Below are 18,752 nucleotides of genomic sequence, written 5' to 3' on the forward strand. Positions count from 1 at the left end.
CGCCGCATGAATTCCAAGCTGTTTCCCGCCCTCCTCCTGGGTGCCGCATCCCCGGCCATGGCCCAGTTGCCAGATCTCGCCCTCAACCAGGACTGGCAGCGTCTGCTTATTTATGAAGCCGATGCAGGCAGCCCCAGCGGCCTGCGTAGTGCCATCCACAGCCCCGAATTTTTCCTCGCCGCGCATGGCGCGACCGATCCCGGCGCCGAGCTTCACGCCACGCTCCAGGCCATGCGCGCGCCGGCAACTGGCGACAACGACACGCATGCCAAGTGCCGCTTCCCGGCGCGCCGCCTGTGGCTGGCACAGCGCCTGCCCGCGCATGCCAGCGAGCTGGCAGAGATCGACTGCCCCGCCTTCCAGCAATGGGCACGCCCGGCGCACGTCGATTCGGTCAGCCTGGTGTTCGCCAACGGTTACCTGGGGAACCCGGCCTCTTACTACGGCCACACCTTCCTCAAGTTCAACCACAGCAAAGCCAGCGCCACGCCAAGCCTGCTCGACTCCACACTCAATTACGGCGCACTGCTTGCCAACCAGGACAATCCGGTCAGTTACATCGTCAAGGGCCTGACTGGCGGTTACGACGGCGGCTTCAGCCCGATCGAATTCTATTTTCACGACGCGACCTACGGCGAAACTGAATTACGCGACATGTGGGAATACCGGCTAGCCCTGCCGGAGCATGCGCTACGCCTGGTGGTGGCCCACGCCTGGGAAGTCACGCAGAAAAAGTACACCTATTACTTCCTGCGTCTGAACTGCGCCTACCGCGTGGCCGAACTGCTGGAAATCGCGAACGGCATCGACATCATCCCGCGCAATCGCCCTTGGGTCATGCCGCAAGCCCTGCTGCAAAAGCTGGCGCGCACCGACTATGCCGGCAAGCCGCTGGTCAGCGAAGTGCTTTACCACCCCTCGCGCCAATCCCGCCTGTACTGGCGCCATGCAGCCCTGAGTGACGCCGAGCGCGGCCTGGCCGCCGGCATTGTCGCCCAAACGCAAGCCGTGGACGGCCCGCAACTGGGCGCAATGCCAATCGAACGCCAGCACGCCGTCATCGACACCTTGCTGGAGTACTACCAATTCCACCGCGAGCGCAGCAAAGGCAGCACTGGCAGCGTAATGCCGGCCGGCTACGTGGCGGCGCTGAAGCAGCGCTTTACCCTGCCGCCCGGAGAAGTCGTGCTGCCGCCGGCAACTGCAGTCCCCCCGGACCAAGGCCGGCCGCCCAGCTACGTCCAGCTTGGCGTGGCGCACAAACCAGGCGCCGGCAACGAAGCCACCATCCGCATCCGCCCCGCCTACTACGACGCCATGGACAGCAGCGGCAACCAGCCGCAAAACAGCGCACTGAGCATGTTCGACACCTACCTGACGGTCGATCACGGTCATGCGCGGTTGCGCCGCCTTGACCTGTTCGCAATCGACAGCATGAACACCGCCGTCACCGGGCTGCCGGGCGACCGCAGCGACGGCTGGCGCTTCAGGGTGGGCTGGGAAGAACGCATGATGCGCGCCCAAGGCGACAAAGGCCTGGGTCACGAATTTCGTGCCGCCGGCATAACGACGACCGCGTACGGCGGCGGCGCATTACAGGCAGGCGCCGGCAACGGCCAATGGGGTTTCGCCCGGGTCGGCGCCAGCCTGTTGTACCGTAAGACACGCGATTTCAGCCTGCGAGTTAACCACGAATGGCGCCGCCACCTCGGATCACAGGCAAACAGCACCCGCCGCACCGAGCTGGAAGCGCGCTACGCCCTCGGTAGCGCCTACGACCTGCGTCTGCACTGGGAAAGCGAAACGGCAAAACGCCTGGTTTTCGGTGTCGGCCACTACTGGTAAGTAATTCGGGGTCAGGTCTGACAATCGGACAAACTATGCGCTTCGCGCATAGTTTGTCCGATTGTCAGACCTGACCCCGAATTTTGGTTTTACGCCAGGTTTTCCAGGCGGATCTTGGTGACCTTGCCGACCACGCTGGACAGCGCTTCGATCTTGTCGATCGCGGCTACGACGTTCTTCTCTTGCGTCAGGTGCGTCAGCAGGATGATGTCGGTATGGGTCTCGCCTTCCGCCGGCTCCTTCTGCATCATGGCGTCGATCGAGATGCTGCCGTCGGCCAGGATGCGGGTCAGTTCGGCCAGCACGCCGGGACGGTCGGCCACGGTCATGCGCAGGTAGTAGCAGGTCGTGATGTCGGCCATCGGCAGGATCTTGATGTCGGTCATCGCGTTCGGCTGGAAGGCCAGGTGCGGTACGCGGTGCTCCGGGTCGGCGGTGGCCAGGCGGGTGATGTCGACCAGGTCGGCGATCACGGCGGAGGCGGTCGGCTCGGGGCCGGCGCCTTTGCCGTAATACATGGTGGCGCCGATGGCGTCGCCCTGCACCAGCACGGCATTCATGGCGCCTTCCACATTGGCGATCAGGCGCTTGGCCGGGATCAGGGTCGGGTGCACGCGCAGCTCGATGCCCTCGCCGCCTTCCACCTTGGCGCGGCGCGCAATGCCCAGCAGCTTGATGCGGTAGCCCAGTTGCTCGGCGTATTTGATGTCGATCGCCTGCAGCTTGGTGATGCCTTCGATATGCGCTTTGTCGAACTGCACCGGGATGCCGAAGGCAATCGCCGACAGGATGGTGGCCTTGTGCGCCGCGTCCACGCCTTCGATGTCGAAGGTCGGATCGGCTTCGGCGTAGCCCAGACGCTGCGCTTCCTTCAGCACGGTGGCGAAGTCCAGGCCCTTGTCGCGCATCTCGGACAGGATGAAATTGGTGGTGCCGTTGATGATGCCGGCGATCCATTCGATGCGGTTGGCGGTCAGGCCTTCGCGCAGCGCCTTGATGATCGGGATGCCGCCGGCGACAGCGGCTTCGAAGGCGACCATCACGCCCTTGGCCTGGGCCGCGGCGAAGATCTCGGTGCCGTGCAGCGCCAGCAGCGCCTTGTTGGCGGTGACTACGTGCTTGCCGTTGGCGATGGCCTGCATCACCAGTTCCTTGGCGGTGTCGTAGCCGCCAATCAGCTCCACGACGATATCGATTTCCGGATCGTTGACGATCTCGAACGGGTCTGCCACGACTTTGCACTGGCCTTCTGTGCGTTCCTTGGCGCGCTCCAGGTTGCGGGCCGATACGGCCACGATCTCAATACCGCGGCCGGCGCGGCGGCGGATCTCTTCCTGGTTGCGGCGCAATACACTGAACGTTCCGGCACCTACATTGCCTACGCCCAGCAAACCTACTTTAATCGATTTCATCTTTCTATTTCCCTGATTGTGTTAGCCGTGCCCGTGCCGTTTTCGGTAGCCTTCCATGAAGCGCGCGATGCGGCCGAATGCATCTTCCATATCGTCCGAATTGGACAGGAACACCACGCGGAAGTGGTCCGGGCTATGCCAGTTGAAGCCCGTGCCCTGCACGATAAGGACTTTGGTTTCTTCCAGCAGTTCGTAAGCGAATTGCTGGTCGTCCGCGATCGGGTAGATCTTCGGATCGAGGCGGGGGAACATATAGAGTGCAGCTTTTGGCTTGACTACGCTGACGCCCGGAATCTCGGACAACAGCTTGTATGCCAGGTCGCGCTGCTTGAGCAGGCGCCCGCCGGGAGCCACCAGGTCGTTGATGCTCTGGTAGCCGCCGAGCGCAGTCTGGATCGCAAACTGGCCCGGCGCATTGGCGCAAAGGCGCATCGAGGCCAGCATATTCAGGCCCCAGATGTAGTCCTTCGCATATTTCTTGTTTTCGCCCGACAGCACCATCCAGCCGGAGCGGTAGCCGCAGGAGCGGTAGCTCTTGGACAGGCCGTTGAAGGTGACGCAGAACACGTCCTCGCACAGCGCGGCGATGGAGGTGTGCTGCACGCCGTCGTACAGCACCTTGTCGTAGATTTCGTCGGCGTAGATGATCAGCTGGTGCTGGCGCGCCAGTTCAATAATCTGCAGCAGCACCTCGTCCGGGTACAGGGCGCCGGTCGGGTTGTTGGGGTTGATCACGACGATCGCCTTGGTATTCGGCGTGATCTTCTTGCGCATATCGTCGATGTCCGGGAACCAGTCCTGCTGCTCGTCGCACACGTAGTGCACCGGTTTGCCGCCGGACAGGCTGACCGCCGCCGTCCACAGCGGGTAGTCGGGCGCCGGCACCAGCACCTCGTCGCCGTTGTTCAGCAGGGCGTTCATCGACATCACGATCAGCTCCGAGGCGCCGTTGCCCAGGTAAATATCGTCCATGGTGACGCCGGCGACATTCTTCTGCTGGGTGTAGTGCATGACCGCCTTGCGCGGCGCGAACAAGCCCTTGGAGTCGGTGTAGCCCGCCGCATTCGGCAGGTTCAGGATCATGTCGTGGACGATTTCATCGGGCGGGTCGAAGCCGAATGGCTGCATATTGCCGATGTTGAGCTTGATGATCTTGTGGCCTTCTTCTTCCATCAGGCGGGCCTTTTCGGGCACCGGACCGCGGATTTCGTAGCAAATCTCGTTAAGCTTGTTGGATTTCTGAACCGGACGCAAAATCAATCCCTTAGGTATAAATGCTGCATTGCGAAAATACCCATTCTGCCGAATTAAATTGGTTTAATCAACCATCGATATACGCAAAACGTTACAATAAGATCTCTATTGTATTTAAATATAGCGAATCGTCATTATGAAGCTCCACTCCAGCACCACCGGCCAGTACCAGACCGTTTCCGGCTACTTCGAGGGTGGGGTTGAAATCAATGGCCGCCCCTTTGACCACAGCCTGCTGGTGCTGCCGGAAACGGCGCCGCGCGCCTGGCCGGTGGCGAATTTCGCGGAACTGACCGTCGAACACTTCGAGCAGTTGTTGGCCGAGCAGCCCGACGTGGTCATCCTCGGTACCGGCGAACGCCAGCGCTTTGTCCACCCGCGCCTGACCGCGCCGCTGCTGTCGAAGCAGATCGGCGTCGAATGCATGGACACCAATGCCGCCTGCCGCACCTACAACATCCTGATGGGTGAAGGCCGCAAAGCCCTGCTGGCATTGATCATTGAAAAGTAAACCATTGCCCCTAAATAAACGCGCATGAGCCAAACCATCCCAGACTTCAGCGCCGCGATGACCAGCGGCCAGACCTTCCAGCTCTCGGGCCGTCCAGCCAAATCCACCGTCCTGTTCTTCTACCCCAAGGACAACACCCCTGGCTGCACCACCGAGAACATGGCGTTCCGCGACCTGCACGACAAATTCACCGCCGCCGGTGCTGAAATTTACGGCATCAGCCGCGACTCGCTGCGCTCGCACGAAAACTTCAAGGCCAAACTGGGCCTGCCCTTCGAGCTGATCTCCGACCCGGACGAAGCGGTGTGCCTGGCCTTCAATGTCATGAAGATGAAAAAAATGTACGGTAAAGATGTACGCGGCGTTGAGCGCAGCACGTTTGTGATTGACGCAAAAGGCCGATTGGTGAAAGAATGGAGAGGCGTGAAAGTACCAGGTCACGTCGATGAAGTGCTGGAATTCGTGGCAACCCTGGGCTGATGGCAAGGCCCTCGCTGCGAATGTGTTAGCTCAACGGGAGCTTTACATTTGATCGTGTCAGCCAGATTTTGAGTCGAGTAAGTCCTTCTACCCACTGTCCCCGGTGGCACAATGCCCACCGGCTTTCGGGCGACGCAGACGCCCGCCAGGCATCCTTTAGTTTTTCCGATTACCCCATGATCGTCCATGCACCGGCGTTTGCCTTCGCGTGGATGCATCCTTTTTGAGATTGAGATCCTGATGCCACTGCCAAAACTGCCTAGCAAGCCAGCCACCCTGCTGCTGGCTAAAGACTACCCGAAGGCGAGCGGAGCGAATCCGGTTCCCTTCCCTACCGAAGAAGAGGCAGCACCAGCGCCGAAGAAAGCGGCGACCAAGACTGCTGCCAAAGCAGTAGCCCCGGCGCCGGCGGCCAAGACCGCTGCGAAAAAGGGCGAGGCTGCCAAGCCGAGCGCATTGAAAGTCGCCAAGCTGCCGGACGACGTGCCGGCCCCGCCGCGCACCAAGGCGGCGCCGCAAGCGCGCGCCAAAGTCACGCCGATCAAGGCCGACGCACCGCACCCGGCCAAACACAAGGCGCACGAAGTCGTGCTCAAGTCCGCCAGCAGCCGCAAGGCCGATGTGGTGGGCAGCACCAAGCTGTTCGTGCTCGATACCAATGTGCTGATGCACGACCCGTCCTCGCTGTTCCGCTTTGAGGAGCACGATGTCTTCCTGCCGATGATGACGCTGGAGGAGTTGGACAACCACAAGAAAGGCATGTCCGAAGTCGCGCGCAATGCGCGCCAGGTCTCGCGCACCCTCGACGCCCTGGTCAGCAACACCGACGACGACGCCATGGACGCCGGCATCCCGCTGAGCAAGCTGGGTAACAAGGACGCCAAGGGCCACCTGTTCTTCCAGACCAAGGTGCAGGTGGCGGACCTGCCACAAGGCCTGCCGCAGGGTAAAGCGGATAACCAGATCCTGGCCGTGGTGCGTTCGCTGGAAGCGGAGCAGCCTGGCCGCGCCGTGGTGCTGGTGTCGAAAGACATCAATATGCGCATCAAGGCGCGCGCCATGGGCCTGCCGGCGGAAGACTACTTCAACGACCACGTGCTGGAAGACACCGACCTGCTGTACTCGGGCATCGTCCAGCTGCCGGACGATTTCTGGAACAAGCATGGCAAGGACATGGAGTCCTGGCAGGAGAACAAGCACGGCCAGTCCAGCACCTTCTACCGCGTGACCGGCCCCTTCATCCCGTCCCTGCTGGTGAACCAGTTCGTGTTCCTGGAGCCGACCAGCGGCGAGGCGCCGTTCTACGCGCAAGTGAAGCAGATCAACGGCAAAACCGCCGTGTTGCAAACCCTGCGCGACTACTCGCACAACAAGAACAGCGTGTGGGGCGTCACGGCCCGCAATCGCGAGCAGAACTTCGCGCTGAACCTGTTGATGAATCCGGAGTGCGACTTCATCACCCTGCTGGGCCAGGCCGGTACCGGCAAGACCCTGTTGGCCCTGGCCGCCGGCCTGGCGCAGGTGCTGGAGACCAAGCTGTATAACGAGATCATCGTCACCCGCGTCACGGTGCCGGTGGGCGAGGATATCGGCTTCCTGCCGGGTACCGAGGAAGAGAAGATGGGTCCTTGGATGGGCGCCTTCGACGACAACCTGGAAGTGCTGAACAAGTCCGACGGCGAAGGCGGCGAATGGGGCCGCGCGGCGACGCAAGACCTGATCCGCTCGCGCATCAAGATCAAGTCGCTGAACTTCATGCGCGGCCGCACCTTCGTCAACAAGTTCCTCATCATCGACGAGGCGCAGAACCTGACGCCGAAGCAGATGAAGACCCTGGTGACGCGCGCCGGTCCCGGCACCAAGATCCTGTGCCTGGGTAACATCGCGCAGATCGACACGCCGTACCTGACCGAAGGTTCGTCCGGCCTGACCTACGTGGTCGACCGCTTCAAAGGTTGGGCCCACAGCGGCCACGTCACCCTGGCACGCGGCGAGCGTTCGCGCCTGGCCGACCACGCGAGCGACGTGCTGTAACCCGGCCCCGCGCCACCACCAAGCCCCGCCCAGTGCGGGGCTTTTTCATTTAGTCCTGCTGGATATTCGCCGCCAGGAAGTCGAGCAGCAAGCGCACGCCAGGCAGCAAGCCGCGCCGCGACGGGAAAACCGCATGGATCAAGCCCACCTGCGGCGCCCAGCCCGGCACCACGTCCACCAGCTTGCCGCTGGCCAGCGCATCCTCCACCACCATGCATGGCAACTGCACCACGCCGATACCCTCCAGCGCCGCCTGACGCAAGGCCGTCATATCGTCCGTAATGTAACGCGGCTGGTGCGGCACCGTCGCCTTGGCGCCACGCGGCCCATCCAGCTGCCATGCATGCTCGCGCGGCGGCCCCCAGTCCAGGCTGGGCAAGCCCGCCAACGCCAGCGCATCCGGGTGCTTGAGCGACTTGCGCGGCTTGAGCAGCGCCGGGCTGGCCACCAGGCGTTGCGGGCTATTGGCCAGCACCCGCATCACCAGCTCGCTCGACTCCAGCGGCGGGAAGCGCACGCGCAACGCGATATCCAAGCCCTCGCCCAGCACATCGACGCGCCGGTTGGTCGCCTCCAGCATGACGCGCACTTTCGGCCACTGCTTCATGAAGCGCGCCACCAGCGGGCCGATGCGGTATTCCAGCAGCGCGGTCGGACAACTGACGCGCACCGTGCCCTGTGGTTCTGAGCGTTGGCGCTCCATCACTTCGCGCGCGCCCTGCACTTCCACCAGCACCGCCAGGCAATGCTGGTAGAACTCGCGCCCTGTTTCGGTCACGGAGAAATGGCGCGTGGTTCGCTGCAACAGGCGCACGTCGTATTGCTGCTCCAGCGCCGCGATACGCCGGCTCAGCTTCGACTTCGGCATGCCCAGCGCCCGCCCGGCAGGCGTAAAGCCGCCGTGCTCCACCACTTGCACAAAGTAATACAGATCGTTCAAATCATCCATCGTTGTCCCACCAAAAGAACACTGAGGACATTTTACCGCTCTACCGCGGCGATTGATGCATGGCTATCCTGCAGTCACCTAACCACCTCACAGGAGAACCCCATGTACAAACGCCTCGACAAGAATGACGCCGCCGTGCTGCTGGTCGACCACCAATCCGGCCTGCTGTCGCTGGTGCGCGATATCGATCCCGACAAGTTCAAGAACAATGTGCTGGCACTGGGCGACATCGCCAAGTACTTCAAGCTGCCGACCATCCTCACCACCAGCTTCGAGTCGGGCCCGAACGGCCCGCTGGTGCCGGAACTGAAAGCCCAGTTTCCGGACGCGCCTTACATCGCGCGCCCCGGCCAGATCAACGCCTGGGACAATGAAGACTTCGTGCAGGCCATCAAAGCCACCGGCAAAAAACAGCTGATCATCGCCGGCGTGGTGACCGAAGTATGCGTCGCCTTCCCTGCGCTGTCGGCCATCGAAGCCGGCTTTGACGTGTTCGTGGTGACCGATGCCTCAGGCACCTTCAACGAGATCACACGCGATGCCGCCTGGGCGCGCATGCAGCAGGCAGGCGTGCAGCTTATGAGCTGGTTCGCTGTTGCCTGCGAACTGCACCGCGACTGGCGCAACGATATCGAGGGCCTGGGTAACTTGTTCTCCAACCATATCCCCGACTACCGCAACCTGTTTACCAGCTTTAACAAAGGCTGATTAACTCCGGCGTGCGATGGGGTGCCCGGGGTTCAGCTGCAGCAGGTCCCACAGGTTGCCATACAGGTCGGCGAAGACGGCCACCATGCCGTAGTCCTGCTGCTTCGGTTCGCGCACGATGCGCACGCCGCGCGCCTGCAAGCGCTCGTAGTCGCGCCAGAAGTCGTCCGTGTTCAGGAACAGGAACACGCGGCCGCCGGCCTGGTTGCCGATGAAGGGCTCCTGTTCCGCTTTCGATGCGCGCGCCAGCAGGATGGTGGTGCCGCTGCCACCAGGCGGCGCCACCACCACCCAGCGCTTGTCCTGCTCCGGCTGGTGGGTATCGTCGAGCAGCTCGAAGCCGAGCGTGTTGACGTAAAAATCTATCGCCTCATCGTAGTCGCGCACGACCAGGGCAATATGCACAATTGACTGTTTCATTGGCGGCGCACCTTGCGCCAGAGCTTGCGCGCCAGCGCGCCGACCAGCAGCAGGATCAGCGCCCACGGAATCATGTACGCCACGCCGGTCACCGCACTGGCAATCCCTTCCGACAGGTTGCTGCCGAAATCGCTCAACGAGCGTTTGACCGGCGACCAGAAGCCGCGCTGCGTGCGCGACTGGATCGAGATGTTCAGCAAGTCCATATTGACGCGTTCCAGCAAGCGCGCCTCCGCGCCAGTGGCCGCCTCCAGCTCGCTCTGCACCGAGGCCAGCTCCTGCGACAATTTAACCAATGCTTCGACATTGTTGCTGCTCTTCGCTTCCAGCGCCTGCAGCTTCTGCTGGTAGGAACGCAGCATGTCGAGACGCTTGGCATTGTCGCGGATCGGACCTTCCAGGTCTTCCGCCGCCGTATGGCGCGATGCGACCTCGCCGCCCGCTGCGGCCAGCGCCACCAGCTTGTCCACGCCGGGCCGCTTGATGCGCACACGCACGTTCGCGCTGGACTCGCGCCCGCCCTGCACGCCGGAGGCGAGCAAGGTGCACTGGTTCGCCACGTCGGCGTGGCAGGCGGCGACCAGTTTGTCGAGCAAGGGCTTGATCTCGCCCTCGGCCGCATCCACGGTGACCGAATGCTCGTAGGCCAGGTACTTGCCGCGCGCCGGCTGCTGCGCGCCGGCCACCGCTTCTTTCGCGGCGGCAGACGAGTAGCCGATATCGCTGCTGGCGTATGGCCGCGAGCAGCCCTGCAGCGCGGACAGCACCAACAGCGCCAGCACGCTTGACTTTACAATGGTGGGAAGGATTAAAGTACGTTTATTCATTAGACGAAAGGATCTCAAAATGTACGAACTCACTGTAGAAAACATGACCTGCGGCCACTGCGTCTCGGCCGTGACGCAAGCCGTGCACACTGTCGACCCGGCCGCCCTGGTGGAAGTCGACCTGAAGGGCAAGCACGTCAAGGTCAACTCTGCCGCCGCGCTGGCGCCGATCAAGGCTGCCATCGTGGACGCCGGCTACCCGGTCACGCGCGCGGCCTGACGCGCACGCCCCGCTCCAGTTCCGGGTAATGCCGGAACAGGTCATCCTCATTGTTGGCGAGGCGGCGCGGCGACGCCAGGTAGGCCGCGATGCGGGGCCGCGCCGCCACCCTGCCGGCCAGCCGCGCCAGCCCCGGCCAGCGGCCCTGGTAGGCCGCCATCACCTTGGGGAATGCATACCGCAGGCCGTCCAGCAACTGGAACAGCGACAGGTCCACATAACTCAGACGCGAACCCACCATCCAGCCGCCACGGCCAGGGTTCGCCTGCAGCACCGACTCAAAATAATCGAGGAACCTGGGAATGCGCTCGACCGCGAAGTCGCGCGCCCGGGCCCGCGCCTCGCGCGCCTGCTCCTCATAATACTGGTTGACCGAAATCGGATGGTGCGTGTCATGCGCCTCGCCGACCATGTCGGCAATAGTCAGCTGCAGCTGGTTGCACCACAGCCGCCCTGCCTCCGCGCGCGGCGCCAGCTTATGCCGCGCGCCCAGGAACATCAGGATATTGGCGGTTTGCCCGACCAGCAGCCCGCCCGCGCGCAACACCGGCGGCGCGAACGCGGCGAAGCCTTCGCTGCCGCCGGCAATCACCGCATGCATCGCCTTCATGCCGCCCTTGCCGCGCGCCACATCGACGTAGGGCACGCCGGCCTCCTCCAGCGCCAGGCGCACGAATTCACCGCGCCCCTGGATCGTCGGCCAGTAGTAAAGCTGGTAGGGTTCCATCACACCGCCTCCTGTGCCAGCAGCCAGTCCTCGACCGTGCGCACTTCTGCGCGCTGGTCATCGCCTTCCGGCCGCACTACATAAAAGTCAAAGCCGCCCAATGCCGGTTCCGGCAGCGCCTCCAGCAAACCCATGCCGATTTCCTCCCGCACCAGCGCCAGCGCGGTCAGCACCACGCCCTGTCCGGCGATCGCCGCCTGCACCGCGTGCGACTCCTCGGAAAAGCGCAGGCCGCAACTGGTGTCCAGTGCCACACCCGCTACCTTAGCCCACTTCTCCCAGGTCTGCGCGCCCTTGTAGCCGCGCTGCCATTCAAAGTGCAGCAGCGGGTGGCGCGCCACGTCGCCCGCCTTGCGCAGTTTGAGGCGCGGACTGGCAACAGGCGCAAACACCGCCCGCATCAGGCGCGTCGCGCGCAGCCCTGGGAAGCTGCCGTAACCGCCGCGCACCGCCAGGTCGGCGGCGCCGCCCGCCAGGTCGACCGGCTTGTTGCTGGCCTGGATATTGAGCGCGATGCCGGGATGCGCGGCATTGAAGGATGCCAGGCGCGGCACCAGCCAGCGCGCAGCGAAGGCCGGCGTGGTCGCCAGCGTCACGGTGCGCCGCTGCTCATGGCGCAAGCGCTCCACCCCGGCGGCAATCGCATCAAAGCCGCTGCCGGTCGCCTGCAGCAGGATGCGCCCTTCCGGCGTCAGCTCGACGGCCCGCGTCTTGCGCAGGAACAGGCGCACGTCCAGCGCCTCCTCCAGCGCGCGCACCTGGTGGCTGATCGAGGTCGCGCTGACGGACAACTCCTCGGCAGCGAGCTTAAAGCTCTGCAGGCGGGCGGCGGCCTCAAAGCTGTACAGGGCGGACAGGGATGGCAGGCGGCGAGTCATACGATTCATGCGATTCACTATACATGAATTCCATTCAGCCATGAGCTGAGAAATGATCGTTTGTCGGCGGCCCCCGGCGGCCTCAAAGTATGGTCATCGCAACCCACCGGAGAACTTGAATGACCACCATCCTGCACCTTGATTCCAGCGCGCGTCCCGGCCGTTCCGGCGCGCAGCCGCATGGCTCGCACACGCGCCGCCTGACGGCGCGCTTCCTGGAGCGCTACCGTCAGCTCGATAGCGAAACTGAAGTCATCTATCGCGATCTCGGTGCGGAGCCGCCGGCGCCAGTCACGGGCAACTGGGTCCATGCCGCCTTCACGCCGCCCGCCGCGCGCGAGCCCTGGATGGCGGAGGTGCTGGCGCAGAGCGACCAGCTGGTGGACGAACTGCTGCGGGCCGACATCATCGTGGCCGGGGTACCGATGTATAACTTCGGCCCGCCAGCGCAATTCAAGGCATGGATCGACAACATCGTGCGCATCGGCCGCACCTTTGGCTTCGACCGTGCACGCCCAGGCGAGCCGTATTGGCCCCTGCTGGCGGATGCCGGCAAGCAGTTGGTCATACTGTCCTCGCGCGGCGACTATGGCTACGGTCCCGGCCAGCGCCTGGAAGGCCTCAACCACGTGGAAGCGTCGGTGCGCAGCGCCTTCCGCTATATCGGCGTGGAGCAGGCCTTCAGCGCCGCCATCGAGTACGACGAATTCGGCGACGAGCGGCTGGCGCGCTCCATCGCCGAAGCCGAGCAAGCGACCGACCGCCTGGCGGAAGCCATCGCCGCCAGGCGCGCGCCGGATGCCGCCCGCCGCGTCGCCTGAGCCGCGCCGCGCAGGCGCCGGCAGGCCGCGGGCAGCTTGGCTATAATGGCCCGATGCCCGACCTCCAAACGATTTTGCTGCTCGCCGCAGCAGGCCTGTTCGCCGGCACGCAGAACGCGTTGGCCGGCGGCGGCTCCTTCATCACCTTCCCCGCCCTGCTGCTGGCCGGCCTGAACCCGGTCGCCGCGAACATGACCTCCACGGTCGCCATGTTCCCCGCCCAGGCCACCTCCGCCATCGCCGGGCGCAAGATCGCCGAAGGCGTCAGCGGCCTCACCTTCAAGCAGTTGTTCATCATCAGCTTCGCAGGCGGCATCGCCGGCGCCATCCTGTTGTGGATTACGCCGCCCACCTTCTTTGCCAAACTCGTGCCTTGGCTGGTGCTGTTCGCCACCGCCATGTTCGCCTGGGGCGCCTTCCGCCGCCAGCCAGTGCAGGCCAGCGCCAGCATGCCGAAATGGGCGCTGGCCCTGGTCCAGACCTGCATTGCGGTCTACGGCGGCTACTTCGGCGGCGGCATCGGCTTTTTGATGCTGGCCGCGCTCACCATCGCCGGCCAGCAGATCCGCGCCGCCACCGCCACCAAAAACATGCTGGCCATGGCCATGAACGCATCGGCCACGCTGATCTTCGCCTTTTCCGGCATGATCAGCTGGGCTGCAGCGCTGGCCTTATGCGCGGGAGGTATTGCGGGCGGGCTTCTGGGCTCGTGGCTGATCTACCGCCTTCCGCCCCAGCTGATGCGCATCTTTGTCGTGCTGGTGGGCGCAGTGCTCACCGTGTACATGTTCCTGCGCTGAACCCAGCGTCTGCAGGATCGGGCAGTCCGGGCGCTCGTCGCCGTGGCAGGTCTTGGCCAGGCTGGCCAGCGTGTCGCGCATTTCGGTCAACTCGACGATGCGCTGGTTCAGCTCATCCACATGGGACATGGCGATCGTCTTCACGTCCGCACTGGCGCGGCCCGTGTCCTGCCATAGCGAGAGCAAGTCGCTGATCTGCTCCAGCGAAAAGCCCAGGCTGCGCGCGCGCTTGATGAAGCGCAGCGCGTGCAGGTCGTTCTCGCCGTAGATGCGGTAACCGCTCTCTGTGCGCGCCGTCTCGCGCACCAGGCCGATGCTCTCGTAATAACGGATCATTTTCGCGCTGACGCCGGATGCGGCGGCGGCTTGGCCGATATTCATTGTTTACTCCTTGGACGGTTGCCAGCGGCGCAGCAGCAGTGCATTGCTGATGACGCTGACCGAGCTGAATGCCATGGCGGCGCCGGCCAGCAGAGGGTTCAGCATGCCAAATGCCGCCAGCGGAATGCCCGCCACATTGTAGATGAAGGCCCAGAACAGGTTCTGGCGGATCTTGCTGAAGGTGCGGTGCGAAATGTCGATCGCATCGGCCACCAGCAGCGGTTCGCCGCGCATCAGGGTGATGCCGGCGGCGTTCATGGCCACGTCGGTGCCGGTGGCCATGGCGATGCCCACATGCGCGGCCGCCAGCGCCGGCGCGTCGTTGATGCCGTCGCCCACCATGGCAACCCGCTTGCCCTCCGCTTTCAGGCGCGCGATGACGGTAGTTTTGTCGGCCGGCAGGAGGTTGGCCTCCACCGTGCCGATGCCCAGCGCCTGGGCCACGGCTTGCGCGCTGCCCTGGTTGTCGCCGGTCAGCATGACGGTGGCGATGCCGCGCGCATGCAGGCGCTCCACTGCCGCGCGCGCGTTCGCCTTCGGCTGGTCGGCAAAGGCCAGCAGGCCAAGCAGCACGCCATTGCCGCCGCCGGCGTCGGCCAGCCAGGAAATGGTGTGGCCCTGCGCCTCCAGCTCGGTCGCGCGCTGCTGCAGCGGCGACAGGTCGATGCCGCGCTCCGCCATCAGGCGGCCGCTGCCCAGCAACAGCTCCTGGCCATCCACCCGCGCCTGCAGCCCGCGCCCCGCCAGCGTCACCACCTCGCTCGCCGCCAGCGCGGCCAGTTTTGCGCCAGCCGGCGCCGATGCGCTGGCTGCCGCCTCCGCGTCCAGCACCGCGCGCGCCAGCGAGTGTTCGCTGCCGCGCTGGATGGCGGCGGCCAACTGCAGCGCGCGCGCCGCGTCCACCGCGTGCGGCAGCAGCTGCGCCAGCACCGGCCGCCCCTGCGTCAGGGTGCCGGTCTTGTCGAACACCACGGTATCCACCTGGCGCGCCATTTCCAGCGCCTCGGCATCCTTGATCAGGATGCCATGGCGCGCCGCCACCCCGGTGCCGGCCATGATCGCCGCCGGCGTCGCCAGCCCGAGCGCGCAAGGACAGGCGATCACCATCACCACCACCGCATTGATCAGGGCCGGTTCGGCATTGCCTGTGGCCAGCCACCAGCCGGCAAAGGTCAGCAGCGCGATCACCAGCACCACCGGCACGAACACCGCCGCCACCTGGTCGACCAGCTTTTGCACCGGTGCCTTGGCCGCTTGCGCATCCTCCACCAGGCGGATGATGCGCGACAGCATGGTCTCCGCCCCGGTCGCGCTGGTGCGCACCAGCAACAAGCCCTCGCCATTGATCGCGCCGCCCGTCACCCGGTCGCCGACGTGCTTAGCCACCGGCAGGCTTTCGCCGGTGATCAGCGACTCGTCCACATGGCTGGCGCCGTCCACCACCTCGCCATCGACCGCCACGCGCTCGCCGGCGCGGATCACCACGATATCGCCCACCCGCACGTGTTCAATCGGCAGGTCCGCATCGGACTCGCCCTCGCGCCGCACGCGCGCCGTGGCCGGCCGCAGCTCCTGCAGCGCGCGGATGGCCGAAGCGGTCTGCCGCTTGGCGCGCGCCTCCAGCCACTTGCCCAGCAGGACCAGGGTCACCACCACCGCCGACGCCTCGAAATACAAATGCAGCATGCCGTCCTGCGGCGCCAGCGCCAGATAGACGCTCAGGCCATACGCCGCCGAAGTGCCCAGCGCCACCAGCAAGTCCATGGTGCCCGAACCGGCCTTGAGCGCCTTCCAGCCCGCGCGGTAGAAGCGCGCGCCGAATACGAACTGCACCGGCGTCGCCAGCGCCCACTGCAGCCACGCCGGCAGCATGACGTGGCCGCCGAACCACTCGGCCACCATCGGCACCACCAGCGGCAGCGACAGCGCCGCGGCCAGCAGCACGGCCAGCCCTTCCGGGATCAGCGGCGCGTGCTGCGTGGCCGGCGCCGCCACCTCGCTGGCGCTGTAGCCGGCCTTGCCGATGGCCTGCTGCAAGGCGGCAAACGCCAGCGGCGCGTCGGAATCGACACGCGCGGTCTCGGTGGCCAGGTTGACGGCGGCATGCGACACGCCGGGCACGCTGCCCAGCGCTTTCTCAACGCGGCGCACGCAGGATGCGCAGCTCATGCCTTCAATGCGGACGGTTTGCTGGAACTGACTCATGGGATACTCCTCGCCTCTATTCTGGCGACCAGTATCAAGTATCCCACGATAGGAAGGTCAAGCGCTTTTTACCAGTTATGGCCGAAGCGCAGGGTCAGCCGGTTGCGGCCATCTTCCGGCATCTGGTCGGAACGCACTACGCGGCCATAATCGAGCTGCATGCTCGAGTGCTTGTCCAGCTGCATGCGCAAGCCAATGCCGACGCTGCCCACCCGCCCGCTGCGCAGCTGCCCGGCGTAATTGCGGTTGTAACGGATGAAGTTGCGGTCATAGAACAGCAGCCCGCGGCACTTGCGCAGCAGGGAGGCGCACATATTCGGCGAATACAGCTCGACATTGCTGCCGATGCCGCCATCGCGCAGCACGTCGCGGTCGCGCATCAGGCGCAGCGAGGTCGCGGCGGACGGCGCCAGCGCCTCGTGCAGGCTCAGGTCGGCCGAGTTGTACTGGGTGTTAACGCTAGCGCGCACCATCCAGTCGCGCGGCAGGGACTGCGTGAGCGACGCCGCCAGGCGCACTGTGACATTATTCGAGTTCGGCGTGCCCGGCCAGTCGCTGAGCCGGGTCTGGCTTGCGCTGAGGTCGAACGCCGCAGGCGACGTTCGCTCCCGCTCCGCTCGCAGCGGGGCGGCGGCCAGGGTTCCACAAGCACAGGCCAGCGCGGCCAGGCCCAGAATACGCGGTGCGGGGCTGTTCATCTTCGCTCTCCCGGCAATCACCTTGCCTAGCTAAGGAGCAACTGTTGTTACTCTCAGTTTAGGACGAGATGGGCAAAATGACAGTTATATTTTACACCTGCGCGGCGGCGCACCGTTGAGTGTTGCGTATTTGGCGCTATCATGGGAGCACTTGGAATATAGACAACAAAAAATGGGGATGTGGCAACAATGAAATTCAAGTTCTGGGGGGTGCGCGGCTCCATTCCGTCGCCCGGCCCGCGCACCGTGCGCTACGGCGGCAACACCACCTGTATCGAAGTCCGCACCGACAACGACACCTTGCTCATCATTGATGCCGGCACCGGCATTTTCCCGCTGGCGCAAGCGCTGGTGGCCGCGCCGCAGCGCCCGATCGAAGCCAATATCCTCATCACCCACAGCCACTGGGACCATATCCACGGCCTGCCCTTCTTCTCGCCGCTGTTCGTCCGGGGCAGCAAGGTGTGCCTGTACGGCGCCGCCGACAGCGAGACCGGCAAGGGCATCGAGCATGTCATGGGTGTGCAGTTGCAGTACAGCTACTTCCCGGTGGGCGAAGCCGAGATGTCGGCCACCCTGTCCGCGCGCACGCTGCAAGTGGGCGAAAGCGTGCTGGTGGGCGATGCCACGGTGCGCAACACGGTGATGAGCCACCCCGTCACCAACCTGGGCTACCGCATCGACTGCAACGGCAAGTCGCTGTTCTTCTCGGGCGACTATGAACCGCCAGCCAGTCCTTCCAGCGGCAGCGCGGCGGTGGACGAGCTGGTCCGCGGCGTCGATGCCCTGGTCATCGACTGCTCCTACACGCGTGAAGAGTACCCGTCCAAGATCGGCTGGGGCCACGGCACTTTCGACAGCGCCATCGCCATGGCCCTGCGCTGCGGCGCGCGCCGCCTGCTGTGCACCCACCACGAACCGACCCGCGGCGACGACGAACTGGAGGCCGTCTTCGCCGACGTCATGGCGCGCCACGCCGGCGCGCTGGGCGGGCTGGAAGTCAGGCTCGCTTACGAAGGACTGGAGGTCACGCTATGAGCGATTCCGAACTGCAGCTGTACCGCAAGCTGCAAGCGGTCAGCACGCGCCTGCACGCCGCGCCCGGCCTGGAGGCCCTGATGGCCAGCGTCTCGAGCGACCTGTGCCACCTGTTCGACTGCGACCGCTGCGTGCTGTACGTGATGGACCAGGAGAAGGACTACCTGGTGTCGCGCGACAGCCGCGTGGCCGTCACCCCGGGCAGTATTGCCGGCTATGTCGCGCTGACCCAGCAAACGCTGAATATCGCCGACGTCTACGACGCCTCGCAGCTGCGCGATATTTCGCCGCAGCTGCAATTCCAGCCCGGCATGGACCAGCGCACCGGCTACCGCACGCGCCAGGTGCTGGCCGCGCCGATCGCCGACGCCCAGGGCAAGGAACTGCTCGGCGTGCTGCAACTGGTGAACACGCGCAGCGGCGCGCCCTTCCCCGCGCAGCAGGTGGAGTGCCTGCAGGTGCTGTGTGAAGCGCTGGCGGTGGCGCTGGCCGCGCGCCAGTCGCCGCGCTTTGCCGCGCCGGCCGCGCCGCGCGCCGCCGCCCA

19 protein-coding genes and 1 pseudogene are annotated in these 18,752 nt (G+C 64.8%); 10 read left to right on the plus strand and 10 right to left on the minus strand.

Features of this window, described 5'->3' with window-relative positions:
* Nucleotides 1–6: 6 nt before the first annotated feature.
* Nucleotides 7–1,845 carry an Lnb N-terminal periplasmic domain-containing protein gene (locus GTP41_RS22430; RefSeq protein WP_161027808.1) on the plus strand — a complete coding sequence of 613 codons (1,839 nt, stop codon included), beginning with the start codon at nt 7–9 and terminating at the stop codon, nt 1,843–1,845.
* Between the two features lie 89 nt (nt 1,846–1,934).
* On the opposite strand, the gene GTP41_RS22435 is transcribed toward GTP41_RS22430, so the two are convergent.
* Nucleotides 1,935–3,257 carry a homoserine dehydrogenase gene (locus GTP41_RS22435; RefSeq protein ID WP_161027809.1) on the minus strand — a complete coding sequence of 441 codons (1,323 nt, stop codon included), beginning with the start codon at nt 3,255–3,257 and terminating at the stop codon, nt 1,935–1,937.
* Nucleotides 3,258–3,278: 21 nt separating this feature from the next.
* Nucleotides 3,279–4,511 (minus strand): pyridoxal phosphate-dependent aminotransferase, encoded by a 1,233-nt coding sequence (locus GTP41_RS22440; protein WP_161027810.1) that lies wholly within the window; start codon nt 4,509–4,511, stop codon nt 3,279–3,281.
* Nucleotides 4,512–4,647: 136 nt separating this feature from the next.
* On the opposite strand from GTP41_RS22440, the gene GTP41_RS22445 reads away from it, so the two are divergent.
* The 3 genes from GTP41_RS22445 (at nt 4,648) to GTP41_RS22455 (ending at nt 7,536) form a co-directional block, all read left to right on the plus strand.
* Entirely contained in the window at nt 4,648–5,022 is a 375-nt protein-coding gene (locus tag GTP41_RS22445) for an Mth938-like domain-containing protein (RefSeq protein ID WP_161027811.1), read from the plus strand.
* A gap of 24 nt (nt 5,023–5,046) precedes the next feature.
* Nucleotides 5,047–5,502 (plus strand): peroxiredoxin, encoded by a 456-nt coding sequence (locus GTP41_RS22450; protein WP_161027812.1) that lies wholly within the window; start codon nt 5,047–5,049, stop codon nt 5,500–5,502.
* A 240-nt stretch (nt 5,503–5,742) separates the two neighbouring features.
* Nucleotides 5,743–7,536 carry a PhoH family protein gene (locus GTP41_RS22455; protein ID WP_161027813.1) on the plus strand — a complete coding sequence of 598 codons (1,794 nt, stop codon included), beginning with the start codon at nt 5,743–5,745 and terminating at the stop codon, nt 7,534–7,536.
* A gap of 49 nt (nt 7,537–7,585) precedes the next feature.
* Here GTP41_RS22455 and GTP41_RS22460 read toward each other — a convergent pair whose 3' ends face one another.
* Entirely contained in the window at nt 7,586–8,485 is a 900-nt protein-coding gene (locus GTP41_RS22460) for a LysR substrate-binding domain-containing protein (RefSeq protein WP_161027814.1), read from the minus strand.
* 102 nt (nt 8,486–8,587) lie between these two features.
* Between GTP41_RS22460 and ycaC the strand changes: the two genes are divergently transcribed.
* Nucleotides 8,588–9,193 (plus strand): isochorismate family cysteine hydrolase YcaC, encoded by a 606-nt coding sequence (gene ycaC, locus GTP41_RS22465; protein WP_161027815.1) that lies wholly within the window; start codon nt 8,588–8,590, stop codon nt 9,191–9,193.
* On the opposite strand, the gene GTP41_RS22470 is transcribed toward ycaC, so the two are convergent.
* Nucleotides 9,194–9,613: a VOC family protein gene (locus GTP41_RS22470; RefSeq protein WP_161027816.1), complete on the minus strand. Its 420-nt coding sequence runs from the start codon at nt 9,611–9,613 to the stop codon at nt 9,194–9,196.
* On the minus strand, nt 9,610–10,395 hold the full coding sequence (locus GTP41_RS22475; RefSeq protein WP_161027817.1) for a DUF4349 domain-containing protein: 786 nt from the start codon (nt 10,393–10,395) through the stop codon (nt 9,610–9,612). The genes GTP41_RS22470 and GTP41_RS22475 overlap by 4 nt, the downstream gene beginning before the upstream one ends.
* Before the next feature lie 64 nt (nt 10,396–10,459).
* On the opposite strand from GTP41_RS22475, the gene GTP41_RS22480 reads away from it, so the two are divergent.
* A complete protein-coding gene (locus GTP41_RS22480; protein ID WP_161027818.1) occupies nt 10,460–10,660 on the plus strand; it encodes a heavy-metal-associated domain-containing protein in 201 nt (66 codons plus the stop codon).
* Here GTP41_RS22480 and GTP41_RS22485 read toward each other — a convergent pair.
* Both GTP41_RS22485 and GTP41_RS22490 read right to left on the minus strand, forming a co-directional pair.
* Entirely contained in the window at nt 10,644–11,387 is a 744-nt protein-coding gene (locus GTP41_RS22485) for a glutathione S-transferase (protein ID WP_202419847.1), read from the minus strand. The two genes, GTP41_RS22480 and GTP41_RS22485, sit on opposite strands and share 17 nt — an antisense overlap.
* Nucleotides 11,387–12,274, minus strand: coding sequence for a LysR substrate-binding domain-containing protein (locus tag GTP41_RS22490; protein ID WP_202419848.1), 888 nt, complete (start codon nt 12,272–12,274; stop codon nt 11,387–11,389). The genes GTP41_RS22485 and GTP41_RS22490 overlap by 1 nt, the downstream gene beginning before the upstream one ends.
* Before the next feature lie 110 nt (nt 12,275–12,384).
* On the opposite strand from GTP41_RS22490, the gene GTP41_RS22495 reads away from it, so the two are divergent.
* Together GTP41_RS22495 and GTP41_RS27490 are read left to right on the plus strand one after the other, a co-directional pair.
* Nucleotides 12,385–13,086, plus strand: coding sequence for an FMN-dependent NADH-azoreductase (locus GTP41_RS22495; protein WP_161027820.1), 702 nt, complete (start codon nt 12,385–12,387; stop codon nt 13,084–13,086).
* Between the two features lie 53 nt (nt 13,087–13,139).
* On the plus strand, nt 13,140–13,886 hold the full coding sequence (locus tag GTP41_RS27490) for a sulfite exporter TauE/SafE family protein (protein WP_161027821.1): 747 nt from the start codon (nt 13,140–13,142) through the stop codon (nt 13,884–13,886).
* Between the two features lie 3 nt (nt 13,887–13,889).
* Here the strand turns inward: GTP41_RS27490 and cueR are convergent.
* From cueR to GTP41_RS22515, 3 genes and pseudogenes are all read right to left on the minus strand, one after another.
* Nucleotides 13,890–14,267 (minus strand): annotated as a pseudogene (gene cueR / locus GTP41_RS22505) (Cu(I)-responsive transcriptional regulator); the annotation flags it as partial.
* A gap of 3 nt (nt 14,268–14,270) precedes the next feature.
* A complete protein-coding gene (locus tag GTP41_RS22510; RefSeq protein ID WP_161027823.1) occupies nt 14,271–16,472 on the minus strand; it encodes a heavy metal translocating P-type ATPase in 2,202 nt (733 codons plus the stop codon).
* Between the two features lie 68 nt (nt 16,473–16,540).
* Entirely contained in the window at nt 16,541–17,170 is a 630-nt protein-coding gene (locus GTP41_RS22515; protein ID WP_161027824.1) for a ShlB/FhaC/HecB family protein, read from the minus strand.
* A 189-nt stretch (nt 17,171–17,359) separates the two neighbouring features.
* Here GTP41_RS22515 and GTP41_RS22520 point away from each other — a divergent pair, with 189 nt between their 5' ends.
* Nucleotides 17,360–18,208: an MBL fold metallo-hydrolase gene (locus tag GTP41_RS22520; protein WP_161027825.1), complete on the plus strand. Its 849-nt coding sequence runs from the start codon at nt 17,360–17,362 to the stop codon at nt 18,206–18,208.
* Nucleotides 18,205–18,752, plus strand: a 548-nt coding sequence (locus tag GTP41_RS22525; protein WP_161027826.1) for a GAF domain-containing protein, incomplete at its 3' end; no start/stop codon positions are given. The genes GTP41_RS22520 and GTP41_RS22525, both read left to right, overlap by 4 nt.

It is taken from the genome of Pseudoduganella guangdongensis (assembly GCF_009857475.1).
GTDB lineage: Bacteria > Pseudomonadota > Gammaproteobacteria > Burkholderiales > Burkholderiaceae_D > Rugamonas > Rugamonas guangdongensis.

What these genes read in the sequence shown, in the direction of transcription:
- GTP41_RS22430 (WP_161027808.1), top strand. Translation starts at nt 7, where the DNA reads ATGAATTCCAAGCTGTTTCCCGCCCTCCTCCTGGGTGCCGCATCCCCG.
- GTP41_RS22435 (WP_161027809.1), bottom strand. Translation starts at nt 3,257, where the DNA reads ATGAAATCGATTAAAGTAGGTTTGCTGGGCGTAGGCAATGTAGGTGCC.
- GTP41_RS22445 (WP_161027811.1), top strand. Translation starts at nt 4,648, where the DNA reads ATGAAGCTCCACTCCAGCACCACCGGCCAGTACCAGACCGTTTCCGGC.
- GTP41_RS22450 (WP_161027812.1), top strand. Translation starts at nt 5,047, where the DNA reads ATGAGCCAAACCATCCCAGACTTCAGCGCCGCGATGACCAGCGGCCAG.
- GTP41_RS22455 (WP_161027813.1), top strand. Translation starts at nt 5,743, where the DNA reads ATGCCACTGCCAAAACTGCCTAGCAAGCCAGCCACCCTGCTGCTGGCT.
- GTP41_RS22460 (WP_161027814.1), bottom strand. Translation starts at nt 8,485, where the DNA reads ATGGATGATTTGAACGATCTGTATTACTTTGTGCAAGTGGTGGAGCAC.
- ycaC (WP_161027815.1), top strand. Translation starts at nt 8,588, where the DNA reads ATGTACAAACGCCTCGACAAGAATGACGCCGCCGTGCTGCTGGTCGAC.
- GTP41_RS22470 (WP_161027816.1), bottom strand. Translation starts at nt 9,613, where the DNA reads ATGAAACAGTCAATTGTGCATATTGCCCTGGTCGTGCGCGACTACGAT.
- GTP41_RS22480 (WP_161027818.1), top strand. Translation starts at nt 10,460, where the DNA reads ATGTACGAACTCACTGTAGAAAACATGACCTGCGGCCACTGCGTCTCG.
- GTP41_RS22485 (WP_202419847.1), bottom strand. Translation starts at nt 11,387, where the DNA reads ATGGAACCCTACCAGCTTTACTACTGGCCGACGATCCAGGGGCGCGGT.
- GTP41_RS22490 (WP_202419848.1), bottom strand. Translation starts at nt 12,274, where the DNA reads ATGAATCGTATGACTCGCCGCCTGCCATCCCTGTCCGCCCTGTACAGC.
- GTP41_RS22495 (WP_161027820.1), top strand. Translation starts at nt 12,385, where the DNA reads ATGACCACCATCCTGCACCTTGATTCCAGCGCGCGTCCCGGCCGTTCC.
- GTP41_RS27490 (WP_161027821.1), top strand. Translation starts at nt 13,140, where the DNA reads ATGCCCGACCTCCAAACGATTTTGCTGCTCGCCGCAGCAGGCCTGTTC.
- GTP41_RS22510 (WP_161027823.1), bottom strand. Translation starts at nt 16,472, where the DNA reads ATGAGTCAGTTCCAGCAAACCGTCCGCATTGAAGGCATGAGCTGCGCA.
- GTP41_RS22515 (WP_161027824.1), bottom strand. Translation starts at nt 17,170, where the DNA reads ATGAACAGCCCCGCACCGCGTATTCTGGGCCTGGCCGCGCTGGCCTGT.
- GTP41_RS22520 (WP_161027825.1), top strand. Translation starts at nt 17,360, where the DNA reads ATGAAATTCAAGTTCTGGGGGGTGCGCGGCTCCATTCCGTCGCCCGGC.